Origin of the sequence: Sorangium sp. So ce887 (genome assembly GCF_051521455.1) — a bacterium.
GTDB lineage: Bacteria > Myxococcota_A > Polyangia > Polyangiales > Polyangiaceae > Sorangium.
The window spans coordinates 3,067,149-3,086,224 of the sequence record NZ_CP150354.1 but is presented as its reverse complement, the minus strand read 5'-3'; the positions used below and the strand labels follow the sequence as shown (position 1 = coordinate 3,086,224).

The following is a 19,076-nucleotide window of genomic DNA, read 5'->3' as shown; positions in this document are numbered from 1 at the left end:
ATGCGCGCATGTCCAGCAAGCAACCCGAGCTCCCTCCGGCCCCGCTCGAAGCGCGGGCGGGCCGGGCGAGCCGCGCCCTCGACGCGCTCGAGAGGGCGGGCAACAAGCTCCCCGATCCCGCGCTGCTCTTCGTCGTGCTCGCCGCCGTGGTCGTGGTCTTGTCCGCTGCGCTCGCGCCGCTCCAGTTCAGCGAGATCGACCCGAGGACGAAGCAGCCGCTCCAGGTCCAGAGCCAGCTCTCGGGCAAGGCCGTCACCGAGTTCCTCGCGAGCATGGTCCCGACCTTCACGGGCTTCCATCCGCTCGGCGTGGTGCTCGTCGCCTTGCTCGGCGTCGGCATCGCCGAGCACTCGGGGTTCATCAACGCCGGTCTGAAGAAGCTCCTCGCGATCACCCCGAGGGTGCTGCTCACGCCGATGGTGATCGTCGTGGCCATCATCAGCCACACGGCGGCCGACGCGGGCTACGTGCTCGTCATCCCGCTCGCCGCGGTCATCTTCCAGGCCGCTGGCCGGCACCCGCTCGCGGGCATCTCCGCGGCGTTCGCGGGCGTCTCGGGGGGCTTCAGCGCCAACTTCATCCCTTCCAGCCTCGACCCGCTGCTGCAGGGCCTGACCCAGGCCGGCGCCGGCATCCTCGATCCGAAGCGCACCGTCAACCCGCTCTGCAACTGGTTCTTCTGCAGCGCCTCCTGCCTGCTGATCGTCGGGCTCGGCTGGTTCATCACCGACCGTGTGATCGAGCCGCGCCTCGCCCGCACGCCCGTCGACGCCGCGCCGGAGCAGGAGCCGCGCGTGGCGGAGCTCACGCCGCGCGAGGCGCGCGCGCTCTGGGCGGGGCTCGCGGCGATGGCGCTGTGCGTCGCCCTGCTCGTCGCCGCGAGCGCGCCCGCGTCGTCGCCGCTGCGCGCGCCGGACGGTCAACTGACGAGCAGCACGGCGCCGCTCATGACCGCGATCGTGCCGCTCATCTTCCTGTTCTTTCTGCTCCCCGGGATCGTCTACGGCTACACGGCGGGCACGTTCACGAGCCACCGTGACGTGATCGGCGGGATGAGCAAGACGATGGGCACGATGGCCTATTACCTGGTCATGGCCTTCTTCGCCGCGCAGTTCATCTACCTGTTCAACAAGTCGAACCTCGGCGCGCTCCTGGCGCTCAAGGGCGCTGCGACGCTGCAGGCCATGGCGCTCCCGAGCACGGTGACCATCGTGGGCATCATCCTCCTCACCGCGACCGTGAACCTCCTCATCGGCTCCGCGTCGGCGAAATGGGCGCTGCTCGCGCCGATCTTCGTGCCCATGCTCATGTCGCTCGGCATCTCGCCGGAGCTCACCCAGGCGGCCTATCGCGTCGGCGACTCGACAACGAACATCATCACGCCGCTCATGGTGTATTTCCCCCTGGTGGTGGTGTTCTGCCAGAAGTACGTGAAGGGCACCGGGATTGGCACGCTCATGGCGCTGATGCTGCCTTACTCCGTGACGTTCCTCGTCGCGTGGAGCCTGTTCCTCCTCGCCTACTGGCAGCTCGGGCTCCCGCTCGGGCTGGACGCGCCCTACGTCTACCCCTGATCGCCTGCGCTCCCCGCCGCGGAGCCCGGGCTGCGCCGCGCGCTCGCGGAGGAGAGGGAGCGAGCGACGTCCACCCACCTCTGCGCCCTCGGTGCGCCTCGGCCAGGCCGAGATCTCGACGAACGCGCACCAATTGCGTGCCCCGCGCGACCAATGCGCATGCGATGCGGCCTCAGCCGTGAGATCCTCTAGTGTGCTCGCGTATTTACGCGACGGCGCGCGGCGTGCAAGCGCGGACATTGTGCAGGGCTGGACGGCAAAGCGAGGAGGGTGTTTGTATGAGCTCAATGCATCGCGGTGCGGCATCGAACGCTGTCGTGGTGTCCTCGGCACCCCCCATGGCCGGCGGCGGCGCGCCAGACGCTCAGGGCGCAAGGGGGCGAGTGCCCTCCGACAAGGATGCCGAGCCGCCACCCTCCGTCGCGGGGACGCTGGCCGCCGCGGCGGTGGTCGGGAGCGCTGAGCGCTCCGAGTCCTGGGGTCTCTGCGGCGCGCTGCTCGCCATCGCCACCGGCTGGCTCGCCTGGTCTCTACCGTCACCGAACGCCCGCGACGTGCTGCTCGTCGCCTTCTGCTTGACCCTCGTCACGCTCGAATACCGCCGGGCCGGCGCGCAGTTCCGGAAGGCGATCGTCGCCGCCGCAGGAGGGCGCGGCCTGCCGGCCGGCGAGGCGGCGCGCGAGGCGGCGCGGCTGGACGCGGCCTTCCACGCGGCCCGCGCCGGGGATCGTGACGAGACGGGCGCTGACGCAGAGCGCCGCTGAGCCGCGTCACCCGTCTCCCGCGTCGCGCTCGCGGAGCTCGGGGCGCAGCTCGCTGCGCGCGTCGGCCGCGAGCAGCTCGCACGGGTCGAGGTAATGCCACGTCCGGGCCTGCGCGGCGATGGGCGGCAGCGCACCGGTGAGCTCCGGCACCCCGGGGCAGCAATACAATAGAAGAGGTGATGGCCGTCGTTCAAGCCTCGTCGCGACCCCGGCGAGGCGTGGCCTCGTGGGCCGCCGGCGCCGATTGCCGCTGGCGGATACGCCCTCATTCCATGAGATACTCTGGCCCCGATGACACCGGGGGAGCGCTTGGGGGCGCGCTACACGATCGAGCGGCAGGCCGGGAAGGGCGGCCTCGGCACCATTTATCGCGCGCGCGACGACGCGAGCGGCGCGCCGGTGGCCATCAAGGTCCTCAGGGAGCCGACCGACGAGAAGCGCAGCCGGTTCGCCCGCGAGGCGCGCGCGCTGGCCAGCCTGTCGCACCCGTGTATCGTCCAGTACGTCGCCCACGGGACGACGCCGGACGGCGAGCTCTACCTCGTGATGGAGTGGCTCGAAGGGGAAGACCTCGGGGCGCGGCTCTCCCGGGGCCGGATGGAGCAGATCGCCGCGCTCAGGCTCCTTTTGCGGGTGGCCGAGGGGCTCGCGTTCGCGCACGCGCAGGGCGTCATCCACCGCGACATCAAGCCCCAGAACCTCTTCCTCCCGGGCGGCGAGATCGAGCGGACGACCCTCGTCGACTTCGGCCTCGCGCGCCTCGAGGACGCGACGTCCTCGCTGACGCGCACCGGCGCGACGGTGGGCACGCCGTCGTTCATGGCGCCCGAGCAGGTGGTCGGCGAGCGCGAGGTCGACGCGCGCGCGGACATCTACTCGCTCGGGTGCGTCCTGTTCGCCTGCCTGACCGGCCGGCCGCCCTTCGCCGCGTCGCACCCGCTCGCCCTGCTGGCCCGGGTGGTCTTCGAGGAGGCCCCGCGCCCGAGCGCGCTGGTGCCCGGGCTGCCGCGGGAGCTCGACGCCTTCGTGACGCGGCTGCTCGCCAAGCGGCCGGAGGAGCGCCCCGCCGCGCGGGCCGTCCTCGACGAGCTGCGCGCGCTCGCCGAGCGCGTCGCCGAGTCGTCCTCGAGCGCGCCCGCCTCGGTCGCCGGCCTGACGCGCCGCGAGCGGCGCCTCGTCAGCGTGATCCTCGCGTCCGACGCGGCCGGCGGCGGCCGGATCCCCGCGCGCGTCGACTCGTGCGAGATCACCGCCTCGCTCAGCGACGCCCCGCTGCTCACCACGCTCTTCGACACGTCGCAGGCGCTCCGGCAGGTCGCCGCCCGGCACGGCGCGCAGCTCGAGCTGCTCCGGGACGGCTCCCTCGCGACCGTCCTCTCCGGCGCCGGCTCGCCGACGGATCTCGCCGTGAACGCCGCGCGCTGCGCCCTCGCCCTCCGCGACCTCCTGCCCCGCGCGCGCGTGGCGCTCACGACCGGCTGGGACGAGCTCGAGAAGACGCAGCCGATGGGGCAGGTCATCGACCGCGCGAGCGCGCTGCTCGCGGCGAGCTCGGCCGACGCGGTCCCCGTCCTCCTCGACCGGATGACCGCGGATCTCCTGGGCGACCGCTTCGAGGTGGCCCTCGACGGCGTGGGGCTCGCGCTCGTCGGCGAGCTCGAGCCCGCCGACGAGGCGCGCAAGCTGCTCGGCAAGCCGACGCGGTGCGTGGGGCGGGAGCGCGAGCTGCTCCTCCTCCAGGCGACCTTCGACGAGTGCGTGGCCGAGTCCGAGGCCCGCGCGGTGCTGGTCACGGCGGAGGCCGGCGTGGGCAAGTCGCGCCTGCGCCACGAGCTCGTGCGGCGCCTCGGCGCGCGCGGCGAGCCCTTCGAGCTCTGGATCGCGCGCGGTGATCCGATGCGGGTGGGCGCGCCGTTCGGCCTGCTCGGCCAGGGGGTCCGCCGCGCCGCGCGGCTGCTCGACGGCGAGCCGCTCGACGCGCGGCGGCAGAAGCTCGCCGCGCGCGTGGCGGTGAACGTCGCCGAGCCGCTGCGGCGGCAGGTCGCCGAGTTCCTGGGCGAGATGGCGGGCACGCCCTTCCCGGCGGACGACAGCGTGCTGCTCCGGGCGGCGCGGCAGGACGCGAAGCTCATGGGCGACCAGATGCAGGCCGCGTGGGTGGAGCTCGCGCGCGCCGAGTCCCGGGCGCGACCGCTGCTGCTCGTGCTGGAGGACCTGCACTGGGGCGACCGGCCCACGGTCGAGTACGTCGACGCGGCGCTCCGGGTCCTCGAGGGCGAGCGGCTGATGGTGCTGGCGCTCGCGCGCCCCGAGGTGCGCGAGGCCTTCCCGGACCTGTGGAGCAAGCGGGCGCTGACGGATCTGCGGCTGACGGCGCTCTCGCGGAGGACGTGCGAGAAGCTCGTCGGCGAGGCGCTCGGGGGGCTCGACGCCGAGGGCGTCGCGCGGATCGTCGACCGCTCCGGGGGCAACGCGTTCTTCCTGGAGGAGCTCGTGCGCGCCGCGGCGGAGGGCCACGGCGGCGGCGTCCCGGAGACGGTGCTCGCGATGATGCAGTCGCGCCTGGAGGGGCTGGCGCCGGACGCGCGGCGGGTGCTGCGCGCGGGCAGCGTGCTCGGGGGCGCGTTCTGGCGCGGCGCGGCGGGCGCGCTGCTCGGGGCCGAGGCGAGCGAGGCGCACCTCGACGCGTGCCTGGCGGAGCTCGCGCGGAGCGAGCTCATCACGCGCGTGCACGAGTCGACGTTCCAGGGCGAGGTGGAGTACGCCTTCCGGCACGCGCTCGTGCGCGACGCGGCCTACGAGATGCTGACCGAAGAGGACCGGCGGCTCGGCCACCGCCTCGCGGGCGCGTGGCTCGCCGAGGCCGGCGAGACCGACGCCATGGTCCTCGCCACCCACTTCGAGCGCGGCGGCGAGCTCGAGCGCGCGATCGGCTGCTACCGCCGGGCGGCCGAGCAGGCGCTCGGCGGCAACGACTACGCGGCGGCGATCGGGCGCGCCGAGCGCGCGATCGCGTGCGGCGCGGCCGGCGAGGCGCTCGGCGAGATCGAGGCCGTCCAGGCGGAGGCGTACCAGTACCGGGGCGAGAGCGCGGCGGCCGAGCTGCACGCGACGAGGGCGATGTCGGCGCTGCCCGAGGGGGGCGCGCCGTGGTGCCGCGCGGCGTGCGTGGCGCTCTGGACCTCCCATCTGGTGGGGCGCGAGGACGGCGTCGTCGCGCTCGCGAGGACGCTGTGCGCTCGGTGGTCGGCGGAGTCGACGACCGGGCCCGAGCTCGTCGCCATGGCGCAGGCGGCCATGGTCCTGCTCTACAAGAAGGGCCGGAGCGAGGAGACGGAGGCGCTGTCGTCGCGCATCGACGCCTCCTTCGCGCGCTTCGAGCACGACCCGACCGTGAGCGCGCCGGTCCTGCGGCTGCGCACGCATTGCGCGATCCTGGCCGGGGACGTCGGCACGGCCCGGGAGCTCGGCGAGGTGTCGATCCGCACCTTCGAGGCGGCGGGCGACGTGCGCGGCGCCTGCGGCGCGCGCGGCAACGCCGGTCACTTCTGCAACGAGCTCGGCGCGTACGCCGACGCCGCGCGCCTGCTCCGCGCCGCGATCGCCGACACGGAGCGGCTCGGCCTGCTGTACATGGTGGCGTTCGCGAAGGAGAACCTCGGCCGAACGCTCAGCTACCTCGGCGAGCTCGACGAGGCGCGCGCCCTGCTGGACGACGCGCTCCGGTCGTTCGTGGCCTCGGGCGATCGGCGCATGGAGGGGGGCACCTACGTCTATCTCGCGGACGTGGCTCGCCTCGCGGGGGATCTCGCTCGCGCCGAGGCGGAGGCGCGCCGCGGCTGCGAGCTCCTGGCGGACGTGCCGCCGCTCATCCCCTGCGCTCTGGGCACGCTCGCGGGCGTGCTGCTCGCCGCGGGGCGCGCCGCCGAGGCGCTCGAAGCCGCGAACCGGGCCGCGGAGCTCGCCGCCCCGATCATCGCCGCGCAGGGCCACCTCGAGGAGGGCGAGTCGCAGATCTACCTGGTGCGCGCGGAGGCCCTGGAGGCGTGCGGCGCGCACGGGGAGGCCCGCGCCGCGATCGCCACCGCCCGCGGCCGGCTGCTGGAGCGGGCGGCGCGGATCGCGGACCCCGCGTGGCGGGCAGGATTCCTGGAGAACGTGCACGATCACGCCCGCACGCTCGCCCTCGCCGGCGCGTGGCTGGGCGAGCGCGACAGCTGACCAAGAAGTCACTTTGGCGGAGGGCGCCGGATGGCAGCTTGTCAACTCGCCGGGGGGCGAGTCGTGCCTCCAGCCGACGTCGTCGACGAATCTCGGAATTCAACGCCAAGGCGCCAAGGCGCAAAGACGCAAAAAGGCAGAGAGAGAATGACCGAGGAGGAGATTCCCAAGGTCGTCGTCGACCCTGCGATCGAGGTGCATCGTCCCCTTGGAGGCCCGGGGCTGATCGAGGTACGTCTTTGCGTTGATTCCCTATCTCCCACGAGACACAAAGTTTCAGCCAAACGGTACAGCGAGCTGCCCAACATGCCACGGGCGGCGGCCGTGCGTCGCGGCGGGACACCGGCGCGCCGTCATGGCATCTCCCTACCATGCACCACAGATTCTGCGGCTCCGCCGATCTTCACAGCGCCATGGTCCTGTGAGCGAGAACGCTCGACACGCGCTGTCGTCCACGCCGACTCCCGCGCTTGCTTCCGAGAGACGCGCCGCGTATCGTCGGCTGTCTGAGAGCCCTCCGCGGCGGTGAAGGCGCGCGGACCAGCCGAGATCACGCTGTGCAATCGCCCTGGCCTCTCCCGATCGTCGCCCTGACGCCGGCCTCCTGCGGGGCCGTGCTGTGGCGCATGCAGGGCGCAGAGCGGCTCACGGTCATCGTCAAGGCCACGTTTGCCCTCGTCCACGACCGGAACGCCGAGCTCGCCGCCCCGGCGCCGCTGGTCCGCTCCGACAAGCTCCGCGAGGGGCGCGGCAGCCTGGAGGAGGCGTGTGAGACAGCGCCCTACCTGCCGGGCGCAGAGGTCCTCGTGCGTGGACACGCGGCCGCCCCCGCGGGGACGACCGCGACGGCGCTCTCGGTGCGGGTCGCGCTCTTCCGCGAGGATCGCTGGGTCTTCAACAAGGTGCTCCACGTCTACGGCGAATCGACGCGAGAGGCGCCGAGCCCGCGTCCCTTCAGCCTCATGCCGCTCGAGTACGAGCGCGCGTTCGGCGGCCCGCGCATCGACGCGAACCCGGTCGGCGTGGGCTCCGGGACGGCGCTGCCGAGCATCGTGGATCCGGCCCATCCGGTGAGGCCCGCGGGCGTCGGGCCCATCGCGAGGCACTGGGCTCCGAGGAGAGGCCTCCTCGCGCGGGATCAGGCGCCCGACCTCCTGGCGCCGGATCTCGATGCCAGCTTCGATTTTCGCTATTTCCACGCCGCCCCCGCCGACCAGCGGATCGAGCTCCTCCGCGGCGACGAGTGGATCTTTCTTCAGGGGCTGCACCCGCACATGCCGTGGATCCGGTCCAGGCTGCCCTCGGCGCACGGGCTCGCGCGGCTCCATCGGACCGGGCCGGGAGGCGACGACCCGGGGCAGCCGCTCGATCTCGTCGCCGACACGCTGACCATCGATGCGGATCGTCTGCTCTGCTCGCTCGTCTGGCGGGGGAACGTCGCGCTCCTGCCGGGCGACCTGCCGGCCCGGATGCGGGTGGTCGCGGGCGTCGAGATGCCCGGGCGGCCCCTGCCGTGGTCCTCGACGGCGGCGGGCATCGCCCCGCCGCTCGCGCCCGTCTCGATCACGGAGCTGGGGAGCGCGCTTGCCCCCCGGGGGGCGGAGCTCCCGGCGGGGCACTGGAGCGCCGTCACGCAGCAGGTGACGAAGCTGCATTCGCTGCCCCCGTTGCCCTTCTCGCAGCGCCAGGAGCCGCACTGGAGCGCCGTCACGCAGCAGGTGACGCCGCTGCAATCGCCGCCTCCCCTGCCCTTCGTGCAGCGCCAGGAGCCGCACTGGAGCGCCGTCACGCAGCAGGTGACGCCGCTGCAATCGCCGCCTCCCCTGCCCTTCGTGCCCGCGCCCGAGCCGCCGCCGCGCCCAGAGCCTGCCCCCGGCTCCGTGCCGTTCGCGATGCCCTTCGCCCATCCCGGCCCCGACGCCGCGTCGCCCGAGCCGCCGCCCCGGGTGCAGCCGCCGCTCGCCGGGCTCGACCAGACGCACCCCGTCATCGACCAGCCCGCGCCCGCGAGCGCCGCCCCGCCCGTCGAAGCTGCTCCCCCCGACGCCGCCCCCGCCGACGCCTCGCCCGCCGAGCCGCCCCCGCCCGAGCCGCCCCCGCCCGAGCCGCCGCCGCCCGAGCCGCCGCCGCCCGAGCCGCCCCCGCCCGAGCCGCCGCCGCCCGAGCCGCCGCCGCCCGAGCCGCCGCCGCCCGAGCCGCCGCCGCCCGAGCCGGAAGCGCGCGGCATGCGCGCGGCGGTGCTCGCCCGCCTGAAGAGCGGCCAGCCGCTCGACGACCTCGAGCTCGCCGGCGCCGAGCTCGACGGCATCGACTGGAGCGGCGCCTCCCTCGAGCGCCTCAACCTCGCCGGCGCGACGCTCGCCCGGTGCAACTTCACCTCCGCGCGCCTCGCCAGGGCCAACCTGAGCGGCGCCGACCTGACCGACGCGCGCCTCACGGCGGCCGACCTGACGCGCGCCGACCTCTCCCGCGCCACGCTCGACCGCACGCAGCTCTCCTCGGCGATCCTCACGAGCGCCGACCTCACCTCGGCCAGAGGCGCGCACACGCGCTTCGAGGGCGCGTCGCTGGACGGCGCCGACCTGCGGCAGGCCCGCCTCACCAACGCCGTCTTCAACCGGGCGAGCCTCGCCGACGTCAACGGAAGCAAGGCCGACCTCTCGCGATCGAGCTTCGCGAACGCCAACCTCGCTGGCGCCCTCCTGCGCGCGGCGAAGCTCAAGGAAGCGAGCCTCGCGTGCGCCAACATCGATGGCGCCGATCTGCGCGAAGCGGACCTCGCGGGCGCCAACGTCTATGGAGTCAAGCTCGCAAACGCGAAGTCGAGCGGCGCGATCCTGAGCGCCATCGTCGAGATACCACCGGTGGCAGAGGACATTAACGTTTCTTCACAAGGTTGACGCGCTGACTCATCTACGTCTAGCTCCATAGAACGAGCTCCCTCGGGAACGAAGGCGGAGCATTCACCTCCTCGCACCCTGGAAGAGACACGACCATGAGCGACTTCATCACGTTCTCCTCGAGCATCCTGCAGGGCCCGGCGCGCGTCGTCGGCTTCCGCGGCGTGGAGGCGATCTCGCGCCCGTACAGGGTCGAGATCTTCCTCTCCATCCCGAGCGAGGGCGAGGACGACACGGATTTCGCCGAGATGGTCGGGGCCAAGGCGCGGCTCTCGATCGACCGCCAGGAGGAGTTCAATCCGCCCTATGTGTTCACCGGCGTGCTCGCCGGCGTCGACCTCCTGCACGAGTTCGGCGGACGCGCCCTGTTGCGGGCGGTCCTCGTGCCGCGGCTCTGGGGGCTCACCCTGTCGAAGCACAGCCGCATCTTCACGAAGAAGAGCGTGCCCGACGTGATCAAGCTCGTGCTCGAGGAGAACGGCATCACGGGCGGCGATGTCGAGCTCAACCTCGGCAGCTACGAGACCGAGGAGCACATCTGCCAGTACCGCGAGAGCGACTTCGACTTCATCTCGCGCTGGATGGAACGGGAAGGGATCTATTACTATTTCGAGCACACCGAGGACGGTGAGAAGCTCATCCTCTGCGACGACAGGAGCTACCCGGCCGAGCCGCTCGGCGCGCCGGTCCGCTACCACCCGCAGACCGGCGAGGACCGGAGCGCCTCGGCCTCGTTCCGCACCTTCTCCTGCCAGCACGGGGCGCTGCCGTCGCGGGTGAAGCTCAAGGATTACGACTATGTCCGGCCGCAGTTCCCCCTCGCGGGCGCGGCGCCGGTGTCGCCGTACGGCACCGGGGAGATCAGCCTCCATGGCGAGCGCTTCTTCAGCGCCGACGCCGGCAAGCGGCTGGCCCAGCTGCGCGCGGAGGAATACCTCGCCCGGGAGGCGGTCTATCAGGCCACCGGCGCGCGGCTCCACCTGCGCTCGGGGACCACGTTCGAGCTCGAGGACCACCCGCGCGCGCGGTTCAACGCGAAGTACCTCGCGGTCGAGCTGCGCCACCACGGCAACCAGTCCGCCGGGCACGGCGACTTCGCGGAGCTCGCCGGGCTCATGCACGAGGAGGTCTATTTCGTCGAGGTCTCGGCCATCCCGGCGGCGACGCAGTTCCGGGCGGAGTCGCGGACGGCGTGGCCGCGCATCTACGGTTACGAGAACGGCTCGGTCGACGGCTCCGCGTCGAGCGAGTACGCGCAGATCGACGAGCACGGGCGCTACCTGGTCAAGCTCAAGTTCGACGAGGCGAGCCCGCGCGACGGCAGCGGCTCCACGTTCGTGCGCATGATGCAGCCTCACGGCGGCGGCGTCGAAGGGTTCCACTTCCCGCTGCGCCGGGGGACCGAGGTCGTGCTGAGCTTCCTCGGCGGCGACCCGGACCGGCCCGTGATCGCCGGCGTGGTGCCCAACGTGCTCACGCCGAGCCCGGTGACGAGCGGCAACCACACGAAGAACGTCATCCAGACCGGCGGCAGGAACCGCCTGGAGCTGGAGGACCAGGCCGGGGCGCAGCGCATCACGCTCTCGACGCCGTACTCGAACACGTACATGCGCATGGGGTCGCCCAACAAGGGACACGAGCTCATCGGCAAGACCGACGGCAACATCCTGCTCGACGCGGGGCAGAAGATGGATTTCCAGGTCGGCGCCAGCTGGACGAGCACCGTGGAGGACGACATCACGACGACCGCCACCTCAGGCAACATCACGACCACCGCGAGCGCTGGCAACATCACGACCACCGCCACCGCAGGCACCCTCACCGAGACGGCCAAGGGGAACGTGACGATCACCTCCAACACAGGCAAGGTCATCGTCAAGGCCCTCGGAAACGACGTCGAGATCTCGGCGAAGGGCAAGCTGTACCTCGAGGCCGAGGGGGACAAGAAGGAGATCCTCAAGGCCAATCACCACATCGAGAGGACCGGCGACTACAGCGTCACCACGCTGGGAAGCTCGCGAGCCCACGTGTTCGGCGTCAGCTCGTCGACCATGGTGGGCGCTTCGCTCGACGCCAAGCTGGGCGCCTTCCGCTCAATCGTGGTCGGCGCCACGAGCGATTTCAAGCTCACGAACGCCACGTCGTTGACCCTCGGCAAATCCTTCGACCTGAAGGCCGGTAGCTTCACGTCGGTCAACGTCTCCAAGTCGCTCGACATCAAGCTGGCGAGCACGACGGAGCTCAAGGCGACGAGCGCACAGGAGTTCACGGTGGGGAGCAAGCAGTCGTTCTCGCTGAGCAGGAACATGGAAGTCACCGCTGGCCAGAAGGTGTCGTTCAACCTCACCAACTCCGTGGAGTTCAAGCTCGGCGCGTCGGTCTCCGTGAAGAACGGTCCGGAGCTGACCATCCAGGGCCCGAAGTTCACGACGAAGACCGTCGAGCTCAAGAACGGGAGCTTCACCCTGCAGAGCGTCGCGGCCGAGATCAGGAAGCACGGCATCTTCGTGGTCAGCTAGCGACGAGGCGCGCCGCGCGCTCGCCGTCGCCACGCCAGCGAGACATCGACCTCGACCGCGAAAGGGCGGAAGCGAGGCCCCACCCGCGAACACCGATCCTCCGAGCCCCATGCGTGTCATCAAGCCCCTCCGCCTCTCCGTCCTTCAGCGCGTGCTCACGGTCCGGCGCAACCATCACCTGAGCATCGGGCTCCTCGTGTTCTTCCCGCTCGACGCGCCGGAGGTCCCGCTGCCCGAGGTGTCGATGTGGCAGCGGGTGATGCCCGCGCTCGGCAAGGACGGGCTCCTCGACGAGGGGATGCCCAAGCCGCGGGGCGAGGTCCTCGTCTTCGGCAAGGCGTTCTCGCCCGGCGGGGAGCCTCGGCCGGCGTTCGCCGCGGGCCTGGAGGTCGGCCCGGTCGACAGGCCCCTCGTCGACAAGTCCATCGCGGTCGTCGGCAAGCGGCGGTGGCACCTCGGCGCGCCGACCGAGCCCGAGCCGATCACCGAGATGCTGCTCGCCTGGGAACACGCCTTCGGCGGCGCGGATTACCCGCTGAACCCGAAGGGGATGGGGCTCGCCCCGGTCGACGAGGAGGGAACCCAGGTGCATCCCCTGCCGCACCTCGAGGACCCGCGACGCCTCCTCATGTCGCCGGGCGACAGGCCGCCCCCCGCGGGCTTCGGGGCGCTCGATCCCACGCTCGCCTCGCGGACAGCCAAGCTCGGCACCTACGGCGGCGAGTGGCTCCAGCACGATTTTCCCGGCTTCGCCCGGGATCTCGACCCCGAGTACTTCCAGGTGGCCCCGGAGGACCAGCGGCTGCCCGACTACTTCGAGGGCGGGGAGGCCATCCGCCTGAAGAACCTGCACCCGGCGCGGCCGCTGCTCGAGACCCACGCTCCGAAGCTCCGCGCCCGGTGCTTCGTGCGGCAGCGGGACGAGACGGGCGAGACGGTGGCCGACGGCGAGGAGCCCCTCCGGGAGATCGCGACGCGCCTGGAGACGGTGCTCCTCTTCCCCAACCTCGAGCGCGGCGTCGCGATCTTCCGCGGCGTCGTGCCGGTGGCCGAGGACGACGCCGAGGACGTGCGCGTGCTGATCGCCGGCCTCGAGCGGGCCGACGCGCCGAGGCCCGTCGAGCATTACCGCGCGGCGCTGGAGAGGCGGCTCGACAAGGACAAGGGGCACCTCCACGCGCTGCGCGAGAAGGAGCTGCTCCCGGAGCCCGAGCCCGACGCCCCGTCGTTCCCGGACGAGGTCATCAGCGACATGGACGAGCTCATCCGGCGCGAGGGGGCGATGGAGGAGCGGTCGATCTCGCGGGCGCAGCGCGAGCTCGATCAGGCGCGGCTCACCCTGCTCGTGCTCGGGATGAACCCGGACGAGAAGCTCCCGCGGGAGATCAAGCGCCCGGAGGAGCCGAAGCCCGACGAGCTCGCGGACTACGCCGAGCGGATGGACCTGGAAGCCGCGGAGCTCCAGAAGGACGCCGAGGAGCAGCGCAGGGCCACCGAGGAGGAGGTGCGGAAGCTGTGCGCCGAGCAGGGGCTCGACTTCGACGCGGTGATCGCGAAGAGCAAGAGCGACGGGGGCGGCCCGCCGAAGTTCAGCGCCGACGAGGAAATGGCCCGCCTGCGCGAGCTCGCGGAGGTGGGACGCAAGGCGGGCTCCCCGATGGACGACATCGAGGCGAAGCTCGCGGACCCGGCGTTCGCGGCGAGCCTCCGGAACGCCGAGGAGAACGTCCTCCTCGCGTACCGCGCCTTCGCTCACTTCTATCCGCCGGCCGAGCCGGCGCCCGAGGGGAAGAAGTCCGACCTGCGCGCCGAGGTGGAGCGGGCGCTCGCCGCCGGCGAGTCGCTCGCCCGGCGCGACCTGACGGGCGCCGATCTCCACGAGCTCAGCCTCGCGGGCGCCGACCTGCGCGAGGCGCTCCTCGAGGGCGCGGATCTGTCGGCGTGCGACCTCGGCGGGGCGGATCTGACGGGCGCGGTGCTCACGCGCGCGAAGCTCGATGGCGCGCGGCTCGGGAAGGCCACGCTGCGCGGGGCGAACCTCGGCGAGGCGCGCGCCTCGCGCGCGAGCTTCGACGGGGCCGACCTCCGCAAGGCGGTCCTCCACAAGGCGTGGCTCGAGGAGGCGCGGTTCTCGGGGGCCGACCTCGCCGAGGCCGACTTCCTGGAGGCCCGGGTGCGAGGCGCGGACTTCAGCGGCGCGCAGGCCGACGACGTCCTCTTCTTCCAGCTCGATCTCACGGGCGCGCGCTTCGCCGGCGCGAGCCTGCGCAAGGCGACGTTCTTCCAGTGCACGGGGGCGGGCGCGGATTTCGGCGAGGCCGAGCTCGAGGACGCGGCCTTCGTCGAGTTCAAGGGCGAGAAGGCCTCGTTCCGCAAGGCGAAGGCCACGGCCCTGCGCGTGGTCTCCGCCTCCGCGCTGCCGGGCGCGGACTTCACCGGCGCCGAGCTCGCGCGGGCGAACCTCCGTGGGGTCGATCTGGAGGGCGCGATCTTCGAGGGCGCCACGGCGGACAACGCGGATTTCAGCGAGGCGAACCTCCGGAAGGCGCGCCTCGTGCAGCTCTCGGGCAAGGGCGCGCGGTTCATGCGGTCGGACCTGACCGACGCGGATCTGACGGGCGCGAACCTCATGGACGCCATGCTGCAGAAGGCCAAGGTGCCCGGCGCCCGCTTCGAGAACACGAACCTCTTCCGCGCCAACCTGCTCGACGCGAAGGGCGACCCGCGGACCACCTTCTCCGACGCGCACATCAAGAACGTCGTGTTCACGGGGCAGAGCAAGTGACCCGCGACGAGCTGATCGCGAAGGTGGCCGAGGGCGAGGTCATCGCCGGGGAGGACCTGTCGGGGCTCGACCTGTCGGGGCTCGACCTGTCGGGCGTCGTGTTCGAGAAGACGACGTTCCGCGGCGCAAAGCTGAAGGACGCGAAGGTCAGCGAGTCGATGTTCAACGGGTGCGACCTCTCGAGCGCCGACCTGTCCGGCGCGCGGGCCCGCCACGCCGTGTGGAGCGGGTGCGCGCTCCTCCACGCGCGCCTCGACGAGAGCGACCTCGTCTCCGCGAGCTTCGCCGAGTGCGACGTGTCGCGGGCCAGCTTCGACCGCGTGAACCTCACGATCGGGAGCATGATCAAGGGGCGCGCCGACGAGACGAGCTTCCGCGAGGCCAACCTGGACCGGTTCTCGCTCGTGGAGACCGAGGCAACGCGCCTCGCGCTCGACGGGGCGAAGCTCAAGCAGGCCTGCTTCATCAAGGCGGACCTGTCGACCGCGAGCCTGCGCGGCGCGACGATGCACCTCACGGTGCTGGTCGGCGCCCGCCTCCGCGGGCAGGATCTGTCGGGCATGGACCTGACCCTGGCGCAGCTCACCGACGCCGACCTCGCCGGGTGCGACCTGCGAGGCGCCCGGCTCGTCCAGGCGAGCTTCAAGGGCGCCGACCTCACCGCGGCGAAGCTCGACGGCGCGGACGCCGAGCGCGGCCTCTTCTTCGGCGCGCGGCTCGCGGGCGTCTCCGCGGCCGGCCTCAAGGCGCGGCAGGCGATCTTCGCGGAGGCCGACCTCGAGGCGGCGAACCTCGCCGGCGCCGACCTCTACCAGGCCATCTTCCAGCGGGCGGCCTGCCCGCTGGCGAGCTTCCGCGACGCGGACCTGACCTACGCCGACTTCTCGCACGCGAGCGTCGAGAAGGCGGATTTCTCGCATGCGAAGCTCTTCCGCGCCCGCTTCCACCAGACGCGCGACGCGGGCGCGACCTTCACGAGCCGGTCCGCCGCGCTCGGCGACGACCCGGATCTGCTCGAAGCCGAGCGATGGACGCCCTGAGGGGATCCCCCTCCCGACAGCAGGAGAACGAGACCATGCGAGACAATCTGGCCAGACAACGGGTGGAGACCTTCGCGATCCAGGAGGTCGGTACGGTCCTCGGGGCGGTGGACCGGTCGTTCCAGGTGCGCGTCGGGTCGGGCGATTACGCGGCGAAGCGCGCGGTGAGCTGCCTTGTCGAGCCGGCGCTCGGCGACCGGGTGCTCGTCGCGCTGCACGACGCGGGGTGCCACGTGCTCGCGGTGCTCGACCGCGAGGGCGACGCGCCGACGCGCCTCGTGGCCGAGGGGGACCTGGAGGTGAGCGCCCCGGGCGGGCGCGTCACGATCGCCGCGGGCGAGGGCGTGCGCCTCGTCACGCCGGCCGAGGCCTCGGTGGCCGCGGGCAAGGTGCGCGTCGCCGCGAGCGAGGCGTCGCTCGCCGTCGGGGCGATGACGTACGTGGGCGAGCGGCTTGTCGCGCAGGTGGACCGCGTGAAGACGGTCGCGCGGTCGGTCGAGTCGATCGCGGACCGCTGGGTGCAGCGGCTCGACCGGGCCTACCGGTTCATCGCCGAGTCGGAGCAGGTGCGGACGCAGTATTACGAGGTCACCGCGAAGGCCGCGGTCAACATCAAGGCGCAGGCGACGCTCATCTCGAGCGGCGAGCTGACAAAGATCGACGGTGGGCAGATCCACCTCGGCTGACAGGAGGCACCGATGTTCGCGAACACGCAGATGGGAGGCATGGCCCTGGGCGGGCCGGACGTGTGCCTGACGCCGCCGGCGCACCTGCCGGTGCCCTACCCCAACCTGGCGGCGCAGCCGATGGGGGTGCCGGCGGTCTACAACGTGCTTTTCATGTGCACGCCGGCGCACAACATGATGACGCAGGTGCCGCTGACGAACGGCGACAACGCCGGCCTGGAGACGGGCGTCGTCTCGCACACGGTGATGGGGCCCTCGCGGCACGTCACGGCGGCGTTCACGGTGCTCGTGGGCGGCGCGCCCGCCACGCGGATGACGAGCATCACGATGCAGAACTCCGTCAACGCGCCCGGCGTCAGCCTCGTCCCGAGCCAGGTCAAGGTGCTGCTCCTCGCCCCGTAGCCTGCCCATGAAAGAGCACAACCGGCTCCGCATCGAGCGCCTCACGGCCCGCTACGCGCGGCGCATCGAGGCGGCGCGCGCCCCGGCGGAGGTCGATTTCATAAGCGAATTCGAAGATTTACGCGAGCGCGTGCTGCGCCCCCCGATGGAGGAGCTCGCCGCCGAGCTCCGGAGGGCGGGCCACGCGCCGCGCATCGTGATCGACGAGGGGCACGACACGCCGAGCATCGAGCTCGCCCTCGGCCTGCGCGACGCCAAGGCGAGCCGCAACGTCGTCGGCTTCTGCGTCATCCGCTGGACCGGCTACCCGCTCCAGATCCTCGCCTACCTCGAGGTCAACCCCACGCCGTTCGATCTGGAGCGGTTCGCCCGCGCCGCGGACGTCGGGCCCGACCGCGTCGAGCACCTCCTGGTCGAGGCGATCGAGCAGATCATGGTCTGCAACGCGCCCTGAGCGCGGCGGGAGCAGCGGAGTCAGCGGGAGACGACATCAGGCAGAGTCGGCGCGCTCGCGCTCCGGCCTGCGCGCGGCGGCGGAGGCGCGGGCGCGGCGCGATCGGCCGCTCGCTCGGCGACATGGGTGGGTTTCGGGGTTATGCTCCGCGGATGAGTACCCGAGAGCTCAGCGCGGAGAATTTCGAGCAGACGGTCGAGTCGAACGATATCGTCCTCGTCGACTGGTGGGCGCCCTGGTGCGGCCCCTGCCGGGTCTTCGGGCCCGTCTTCGAGAAGGCCTCCGAGAAGCACGCAGACATCGTGTTCGGGAAGATCAACACCGACGACCAGAAGGACCTGGCCCAGGCCTTCAACATCCGGTCGATCCCGACGCTGTTCATCTTCCGCGAGAAGGTCCTCCTGTTCGCGGAGGCGGGCTCCTTGCCCGCGTCGGCGCTCGATCAGGTGATCGAGAAGGTGCGCTCGCTCGACATGAACGAGGTGCGCGCGAAGATCGCCGAGGAAGAGGCGAAGAGCGCGGCCGAGGGAGGCCAGGCGGCCGAGGGGCCCTGAGCGCGGCGGGAGCCGGCAGGGCGAAAGAGGCTCCCTACCGGGGTCGGTCCTCGGATGCCGAGAGATACGCGGCCAGCCGCGAAGCGGCGTTCTCCCGGAGGTTCATGAAGAAGAGCTGGAACTCGATCGCGTGGTAGTTCTCTTTGCCAAGCACGCGATCGAGGATCCGGCTCGGCAGGTCCCGGGGAGCGGCGCCGACGTCATGAAGGACGAGCGTGCCGTCCACGCACTGGGCGTCGCCCGCGAGCCTCGTGCGCGGCGCCCTGTCGTCGCTCTCCAGGAACACCGCGCCGCGGTTCAGGTCCGCGGGCGCGCGGGCTCCGTCCGTTCGCCATGACAGCGGATTGGTGCAGAGCCGCTCCCGAGGGTCCGTCCGGTGCATCTCGAACTCGGTCGGCACATACACCGCCCCGCGCGCGTTCCACGCGACGGCGCAGCGCAGGTCGTCCGGCGCGCGACACGGCGGGATGTCGGGCGCGCGCTCGCGCAGCCCATCGACGGTGATCGCACCGCCGACGAGGTAGGCCGCCACGAGCTGGTCCCGGAGCGCGGTGCCGGAGATCGCCTCGCGCAGCAGCCGCTCGGCCATGACGGTCCCCTGGCTGTGGGCGGCGAGGAGGAACGGACGGCCGGCGCCGCGCCTCGCGTTGAAGGCGTCGAACGCCCGGCGGACATCGCCGTAGGCCACGTCGATCGCGCGGTCTCCGTCGGAGGACGATCGCGTGAACGCCATCCCATTCGCCTGCCGGTACCGGGGCGCGTACACCGCGCAGCAGCCGTTGAACGCCGTCGCCTGGATCCCCGTGGCGCCCCGATCGGTGGCGTCGTTGACCGTGGCGTCGTCCATGCGGGCGTTCCAGGAACGGCCCACGTAAGAGGTCGAGTGCAAGTAGAAGACGTCGGCGGCGGCGTGGCGCTGGTCCACCGCCGGCGCGCCGGTCGGCGCCGGGTCCCCGGCGTCGTCGCGCTCCGGGAGCGCGCTCCAGCTCCGCGGATCCGCGTAGTCCGGCGCGGGCGGCGGCGCCTCCGCGTCGAAGGGAGCCCCCGGGCTCATGGCGAGCCGGACCAGCACGCCGAGGTTCAGGGCCGCGATCGCCGCGACGGCGGCGATGCCCAGGACGACCCCGAGCGCGATCCGCGCCGATCTCTTCATTGGGATACTCCGTATCGAGGAACG

Annotated in this window: 13 protein-coding genes; 11 read left to right on the top strand and 2 right to left on the bottom strand. The window is 72.2% G+C overall.

All coding sequences use genetic code 11. The annotated features are described in order from the left end of the window. The first annotated feature begins 8 nt into the window (after positions 1-8). Both WMF36_RS11775 and WMF36_RS11770 read left to right on the top strand, forming a co-directional pair. Positions 9-1,574 carry an AbgT family transporter gene (locus WMF36_RS11775; RefSeq protein WP_437579694.1) on the top strand — a complete coding sequence of 522 codons (1,566 nt, stop codon included), beginning with the start codon at positions 9-11 and terminating at the stop codon, positions 1,572-1,574. Between the two features lie 383 nt (positions 1,575-1,957). Next, a complete protein-coding gene (locus WMF36_RS11770) occupies positions 1,958-2,338 on the top strand; it encodes a hypothetical protein (protein WP_437579693.1) in 381 nt (126 codons plus the stop codon). A 6-nt stretch (positions 2,339-2,344) separates the two neighbouring features. On the opposite strand, the gene WMF36_RS11765 is transcribed toward WMF36_RS11770, so the two are convergent. Beyond that, positions 2,345-2,488, bottom strand: coding sequence for a hypothetical protein (locus WMF36_RS11765; RefSeq protein WP_437579692.1), 144 nt, complete (start codon positions 2,486-2,488; stop codon positions 2,345-2,347). A 141-nt stretch (positions 2,489-2,629) separates the two neighbouring features. Here WMF36_RS11765 and WMF36_RS11760 point away from each other — a divergent pair, with 141 nt between their 5' ends. The 9 genes from WMF36_RS11760 to trxA all read left to right on the top strand — a co-directional run bounded on the left by WMF36_RS11760 (position 2,630) and on the right by trxA (position 17,899). Then, entirely contained in the window at positions 2,630-6,559 is a 3,930-nt protein-coding gene (locus WMF36_RS11760; protein WP_437579691.1) for a protein kinase domain-containing protein, read from the top strand. 557 nt (positions 6,560-7,116) lie between these two features. Continuing rightward, positions 7,117-9,459 (top strand): DUF2169 family type VI secretion system accessory protein, encoded by a 2,343-nt coding sequence (locus WMF36_RS11755; RefSeq protein ID WP_437579690.1) that lies wholly within the window; start codon positions 7,117-7,119, stop codon positions 9,457-9,459. Positions 9,460-9,554: 95 nt separating this feature from the next. After that, entirely contained in the window at positions 9,555-11,978 is a 2,424-nt protein-coding gene (locus tag WMF36_RS11750; RefSeq protein ID WP_437579689.1) for a type VI secretion system Vgr family protein, read from the top strand. A gap of 109 nt (positions 11,979-12,087) precedes the next feature. Next, positions 12,088-14,763 (top strand): DUF2169 domain-containing protein, encoded by a 2,676-nt coding sequence (locus WMF36_RS11745; RefSeq protein ID WP_437579688.1) that lies wholly within the window; start codon positions 12,088-12,090, stop codon positions 14,761-14,763. Next, positions 14,760-15,803 (top strand): pentapeptide repeat-containing protein, encoded by a 1,044-nt coding sequence (locus tag WMF36_RS11740; protein WP_437579687.1) that lies wholly within the window; start codon positions 14,760-14,762, stop codon positions 15,801-15,803. Before WMF36_RS11745 ends, WMF36_RS11740 begins: the two co-directional genes overlap by 4 nt. Positions 15,804-15,838: 35 nt before the next feature. Beyond that, on the top strand, positions 15,839-16,489 hold the full coding sequence (locus tag WMF36_RS11735) for a DUF3540 domain-containing protein (RefSeq protein WP_437579686.1): 651 nt from the start codon (positions 15,839-15,841) through the stop codon (positions 16,487-16,489). A 12-nt stretch (positions 16,490-16,501) separates the two neighbouring features. Beyond that, a complete protein-coding gene (locus WMF36_RS11730; protein ID WP_437489893.1) occupies positions 16,502-16,891 on the top strand; it encodes a DUF4150 domain-containing protein in 390 nt (129 codons plus the stop codon). A gap of 7 nt (positions 16,892-16,898) precedes the next feature. Beyond that, on the top strand, positions 16,899-17,345 hold the full coding sequence (locus WMF36_RS11725; RefSeq protein WP_437579685.1) for a hypothetical protein: 447 nt from the start codon (positions 16,899-16,901) through the stop codon (positions 17,343-17,345). A 152-nt stretch (positions 17,346-17,497) separates the two neighbouring features. Then, positions 17,498-17,899: a thioredoxin gene (gene trxA / locus WMF36_RS11720; RefSeq protein WP_437489889.1), complete on the top strand. Its 402-nt coding sequence runs from the start codon at positions 17,498-17,500 to the stop codon at positions 17,897-17,899. A gap of 34 nt (positions 17,900-17,933) precedes the next feature. Here the strand turns inward: trxA and WMF36_RS11715 are convergent, their stop codons facing one another. Then, positions 17,934-19,052 carry a DUF3089 domain-containing protein gene (locus tag WMF36_RS11715; RefSeq protein WP_437579684.1) on the bottom strand — a complete coding sequence of 373 codons (1,119 nt, stop codon included), beginning with the start codon at positions 19,050-19,052 and terminating at the stop codon, positions 17,934-17,936. Positions 19,053-19,076: the final 24 nt, after the last annotated feature.

What these genes read in the sequence shown, in the direction of transcription:
- WMF36_RS11775 (WP_437579694.1), top strand. Translation starts at nt 9, where the DNA reads ATGTCCAGCAAGCAACCCGAGCTCCCTCCGGCCCCGCTCGAAGCGCGG.
- WMF36_RS11760 (WP_437579691.1), top strand. Translation starts at nt 2,630, where the DNA reads ATGACACCGGGGGAGCGCTTGGGGGCGCGCTACACGATCGAGCGGCAG.
- WMF36_RS11750 (WP_437579689.1), top strand. Translation starts at nt 9,555, where the DNA reads ATGAGCGACTTCATCACGTTCTCCTCGAGCATCCTGCAGGGCCCGGCG.
- WMF36_RS11745 (WP_437579688.1), top strand. Translation starts at nt 12,088, where the DNA reads ATGCGTGTCATCAAGCCCCTCCGCCTCTCCGTCCTTCAGCGCGTGCTC.
- WMF36_RS11735 (WP_437579686.1), top strand. Translation starts at nt 15,839, where the DNA reads ATGCGAGACAATCTGGCCAGACAACGGGTGGAGACCTTCGCGATCCAG.
- WMF36_RS11730 (WP_437489893.1), top strand. Translation starts at nt 16,502, where the DNA reads ATGTTCGCGAACACGCAGATGGGAGGCATGGCCCTGGGCGGGCCGGAC.
- WMF36_RS11725 (WP_437579685.1), top strand. Translation starts at nt 16,899, where the DNA reads ATGAAAGAGCACAACCGGCTCCGCATCGAGCGCCTCACGGCCCGCTAC.
- trxA (WP_437489889.1), top strand. Translation starts at nt 17,498, where the DNA reads ATGAGTACCCGAGAGCTCAGCGCGGAGAATTTCGAGCAGACGGTCGAG.
- WMF36_RS11715 (WP_437579684.1), bottom strand. Translation starts at nt 19,052, where the DNA reads ATGAAGAGATCGGCGCGGATCGCGCTCGGGGTCGTCCTGGGCATCGCC.